Annotated in this window: 7 protein-coding genes; 3 read left to right on the top strand and 4 right to left on the bottom strand. The window is 68.9% G+C overall.

The features are described 5' to 3' along the window. A partial coding sequence (locus tag VEG08_05665) for a cytochrome c (protein HXZ27473.1) occupies positions 1–342 on the bottom strand: 342 nt, incomplete at its 3' end. A 24-nt stretch (positions 343–366) separates the two neighbouring features. Here VEG08_05665 and VEG08_05660 point away from each other — a divergent pair. From VEG08_05660 to VEG08_05650, 3 genes are all read left to right on the top strand, one after another. Continuing rightward, the gene (locus VEG08_05660; protein HXZ27472.1) at positions 367–798 is read left to right on the top strand and encodes a DUF488 family protein; all 432 of its coding nucleotides are present in this window, start codon (positions 367–369) and stop codon (positions 796–798) included. 25 nt (positions 799–823) lie between these two features. After that, complete coding sequence (locus VEG08_05655) at positions 824–1,597, top strand: DUF3891 family protein (protein HXZ27471.1); 774 nt, start codon at positions 824–826, stop codon at positions 1,595–1,597. A 106-nt stretch (positions 1,598–1,703) separates the two neighbouring features. Continuing rightward, entirely contained in the window at positions 1,704–2,063 is a 360-nt protein-coding gene (locus VEG08_05650; protein HXZ27470.1) for a hypothetical protein, read from the top strand. A 58-nt stretch (positions 2,064–2,121) separates the two neighbouring features. On the opposite strand, the gene msrA is transcribed toward VEG08_05650, so the two are convergent. From msrA to dacB, 3 genes are all read right to left on the bottom strand, one after another. Further along, positions 2,122–2,676, bottom strand: a complete 555-nt coding sequence (gene msrA, locus VEG08_05645) for a peptide-methionine (S)-S-oxide reductase MsrA (GenBank protein HXZ27469.1) — start codon at positions 2,674–2,676, stop codon at positions 2,122–2,124. 43 nt (positions 2,677–2,719) lie between these two features. Continuing rightward, positions 2,720–3,217 carry a prepilin-type N-terminal cleavage/methylation domain-containing protein gene (locus VEG08_05640; protein HXZ27468.1) on the bottom strand — a complete coding sequence of 166 codons (498 nt, stop codon included), beginning with the start codon at positions 3,215–3,217 and terminating at the stop codon, positions 2,720–2,722. 314 nt (positions 3,218–3,531) lie between these two features. Next, positions 3,532–4,188 (bottom strand): D-alanyl-D-alanine carboxypeptidase/D-alanyl-D-alanine-endopeptidase (dacB, locus tag VEG08_05635; GenBank protein ID HXZ27467.1); only part of this gene is annotated, 657 nt, incomplete at its 5' end.

Here is a 4,188-nt window from a genome sequence, read left to right as displayed (position 1 = left end):
CTGCTCGGGGGAGAGGTTGCGGAAGGCAGGCATCTTGGCGCGGCCCAGGGTGATGACCTCGCGCAGGCGATCGTCGTTGGCGGGAGTGCCGCTGGGCATCTCCGGCTTTTTGAAGAGCCCCTGCAGCGAGGGTCCGCGGTGCGAGCTGGAGGAGTAAGCCTCGTGGCAGGCCAGGCAGCGGGCCTGGTAGACCAGCCGGCCGCGCGCCTGCTGCGGGGTGAGGTGGAGTTCGGACTCCGGCGGCCAGGGCGAAGGCCCTTCGCAGGCCATCATCCCCAGCAACGCGAGCAAGGTAACGCCGAACAGGGCGGGGAGCAGGCGGGTTTTCAGCGCCTTCGGCAAGCGACTATTATGGTAGGCGAGCCCATGGCTGTCGAGGTCAAACGCGCCTACGAGAAGCCGACTCCCGCGGACGGGGTGCGGGTTCTGGTGGAGCGGTTGTGGCCACGCGGCATCAGCAAGCAGGGCGCGGCGCTCGACGCTTGGCTGAAGGACCTGGCACCCTCGCATGCGCTGCGGCGCTGGTACCACGCGCGCCCCGTGCAGTGGCCGCTCTTCCGCAAGAAGTACCTGGCGGAGCTGCGCGAGCCCCTGGCTTCGCGCGCCCTGGAAGAGCTCTACCAGATGGCGCTGGGCAACCCCAGACTCACCCTGGTGTACGGCTCGCGGGATGAGCAGCACAACTGCGCCATCATCCTGAAGGAACTGCTGGAGGGGATGCGCAAGCCTCCCGCCAGCTCGGGCCCGGTGGGCGCGGCCGCGGCGGGTGGCCGGCGACGCGCCGTCCGCCGGCGCTAGCGCGGCCATCCTGCGGGAGGCGATCATGATCCTGCGACCGGCGCACGTGGAAGCGCCCCAGCCCGCTGCTTCCGCCATCCCCGCCTGGAACGCCATCCTGCGCTCCCAGCAACAGCCCGGCGAGGACTGCTGGCTGATCACCCAACCCGACCACGCCGCGCTCGCAGGGGACGTGGCCGCCAACCTGGCGCTCCCCGAGGTCACGGCGGAAGTGGTGCGGGCCATCGCGCTGCACGATGAAGGCTGGGCGGCCTGCGACCAGCGCGCGCTGGACGCGACCGGACCGCCGGGCGCTTCCCTGCCGCGCTCCTTCGTGGCCATGCCGGTAGCGGAGTTCGTCGCTGCCTGGAGCGCCTCCATCGACCGGGCAGAGTCGGTGGCGCCCATCGGCGGGCTGATCGTGAGCGAGCACTTCTGCTGGCTGGCCGACGAGCATCTCTCCGCCGGAGGCGACGCCCCCGAGGACGCCGCCCGCCTGCGCGCCTTCCTCGAGAACGAGCACAAGCGCCGCATCCGGTTGCGGGAGCGGGAGCGGCGCCCGCCCGCCGAGGTGGAGAAGTTGCTGCAGGCGCTGCAGTTCTGCGACCTGGTCTCGCTCTACCTGTGCTGCGGGGCAGCTACGAACGTGGAGTTCCCGCAGCGGCTGGCAGGCCCGCGGCCCATCCGCCTGCGCCGCGAGCGTGAAGCCTGCCTCTTCGAGCCCACTCCCTTCCGCAGCTCCTTCGACCTGGCGATCGCGGCGCGCCGCGGAGGCGCAGCCGAGCCCCACAGCACGACCTTCCCCTTCTTCCTCTGGTAACTCCGGCAAGTGACTGCGAACCACCGGCCGCACGCTTTCGGGTTGTCACCGCGGGACGCTCATGCTTGAATGATGACAGCCTGCACATCGGCGTCTCCCGGGGCGCATGATTCCCAACAAACCGCAAGGGGTTCCGGCGAAGGTCCTCCAGGAGTACCTGGAAGCGCTGGCGGAGTGTGCCGCGATCGCGCCGGCGCAGCGCCAGGAGCGGCTGCTGCTCTCCTATGCCGAGCTGCGCTTCCAGCGCCAGGGCGGGGGGCGGTGCGCCATCTGCCAGACCACGGTGCGGCACGTCCTGACGGTGCGCGCCGAGCGCGAGCCTGGTGTGGTGCTCGAGTACGCCTGCCTGTGCAACCGCTGCCTGCAGGCGGAGCGCGCGCTCTCGGCGCGCGTGGTGCTCAGCCTGGGCCAGGCCAAGGTGACGTACGAGGGGATCCTGCCGGCATTCCTGCCCGACCTGAACTAGCCGCTGGTTCGCCTTCGGTCGTCGGCCTTCGGTCGTCGGCCTGCAACCCACTGAGCCGCTAACTTACCGCAGGCTTCTGTTTGTCCCCAAACTTCTCCAGGAACTTGCGCACCTTGGGGGCCACAATGAACTGGCAGTAGGGCTGGCGCGGGTTGTTGGCGAAGTACTCCTGGTGGTAGTCCTCGGCCTGGTAGAAGGTCGAGGCGGGCTCGAGCGCGGTGACGATGGGGTCGGGGAAGGCGCGCGCGGCGGTGAGCCCGCGGATCTTCTCCTCGGCGGTGCGGCGCTGCTCCTCGCTGGTGTAGAAGATGACGGAGCGGTACTGCGTGCCCACGTCGTTGCCCTGGCGGTCGGGTGTGGTGGGGTCGTGGATGGCGAAGAAGACATCGAGCAGATCGAAGAAGGTGATCTGCGCGGGGTCGAAGGCGATCCGCACCACCTCCGCGTGCCCGGTCTCACCGCTGCAGACCTGACGGTAGCTGGGGCGATCCACGTGCCCGCCCATGTAGCCGGATTCGACCGAGATCACGCCCCGCACCCGGTCGAAGACCGCCTCCAGGCACCAGAAGCATCCGCCGCCGAGCACCGCCGTCTCCAGATCGGGCATGCTCATGGGATGCTCGGTGGAGGCGGCGGTTGCGGAAAAACTCCCCGCCTTACTGCAGGGGCGCGTCGTTGGAGTTGGCCGGCGCGGCCGCGTTGAAGCGGATCACCCCGGAGTTATCGGTGAAGAAGTGACGCACTCCTGTCTGCCCGGCGGCGATGGGGTCGGCATTCGCCTGGTAGGTCAGGTTCGGCGATGCCGTCGTGCCCAAAGCTCCCGGGACGGGAGTGCCGAAGGCATAGCCGCTCTTCTGGAAGGGCGGCTGCGACAGGAACGAATCGAGGATGCACGCGCTGGTGGCGGTGGGAGGGTTGGGGCAGGGGTTGGGCCCGCCCAGATTCGGCAGGGGCGCGAAGCCGGTGCCCCAAGTGCTGTAGTAGGTGATCTCGGCGGTGTTGATGGCGCGCATCGATTGCACCGCCGAAGCCTCGTTGGCAGCGATCTTCGAGCGCAGCAGGTTGGGAATGGCGATGGCCGCGATGATCAGGATGATCGCCACCACGATCAGCAACTCAATCAGCGAGAAACCACTCTGCTTCTGTCTCTTCATGACGCTCTCTCTCCCTGTCTCCGTACCTGGGCCTACTACGGAAGAAGGGTGGCGTAAACAAGCCCTCTCTCGCGCCATCCAGGTGCATCTTAAGGGCCAGCCCGCCGTCCTCGAATCGTTCCCTCTATCCCATTGACTGTAAAGTATCTTACGAGGCTCTACCCCCACGAAGGGGGTGGTGAGAGGCGAGCAGAATCCCCCGAAAGGCCATGGTTTCGTGACAGAAAACTGCATCGGGGGTACCCCGGCGGGGCCGTCCGATGGGCCCCTTTCGCCCTTGCCCTTCGGGTCAGTCGGCCTGCTGCCGGGCTGGGCTACTTCTTGCCGGCTGGGGGCAGGTCGTTGACCATGGCCTCCACGACCCGGTCGATCAGGTCCTCGGTGCGGGCGCCGGGCAGGCTGGTGTTGTTGACCAGGATGGAGAAGATCAAGGGCTCGCCGGCGGCGGTGGTGGCGTAGCCGGAAAGCGCGCTGACGTGGCCCAGGGCGCCGCTCTTGGCGTCCACCTGTCCGGCCGCGGGCGCCGTCTTGAGGCGGTTGACCAGGGTGCCGTCCTCGCCCGCCACCGGCAGCGTCTGGCGGAACTGCTGGCCCCAGGGCTGGGTGGAGGCGTACTGCAGCAGGCGCACGACGGCGCGCGGCGCCACCAGGTTCAGCCGCGAGAGCCCGGAGCCGTCGGCGAAGAAGTAGTCGTCGGGCGAGATGCCGGCCTGGGTCAGGAAGCCCCTGACCACCTCCAGCCCGCCCTCGATGGTGCCGGTGGTGCCCTTCTCCCGCCCCAGCAGGCGCAGCAGCAGTTCGGCGTGCAGGTTCTGGCTGACCTTGTTGGTGACGGTGAGGTCGTCGAGCAGCGCCTGCGACTGGTGCGAGGCCAGCACCAGCGGCGGGTTCAGGGCGCTGGGCGTGCGGGTGGGGCCGCCGGCCGCGGGCGCCAGCGTGGTCACGCTGAAGGTGGAGAGGCTGGCCAGCTC

Source organism: Terriglobales bacterium (genome assembly GCA_035624475.1).
GTDB lineage: Bacteria > Acidobacteriota > Terriglobia > Terriglobales > Acidobacteriaceae > DASPRL01.
This window is presented reverse-complemented; position numbering and strand designations above follow the sequence as displayed.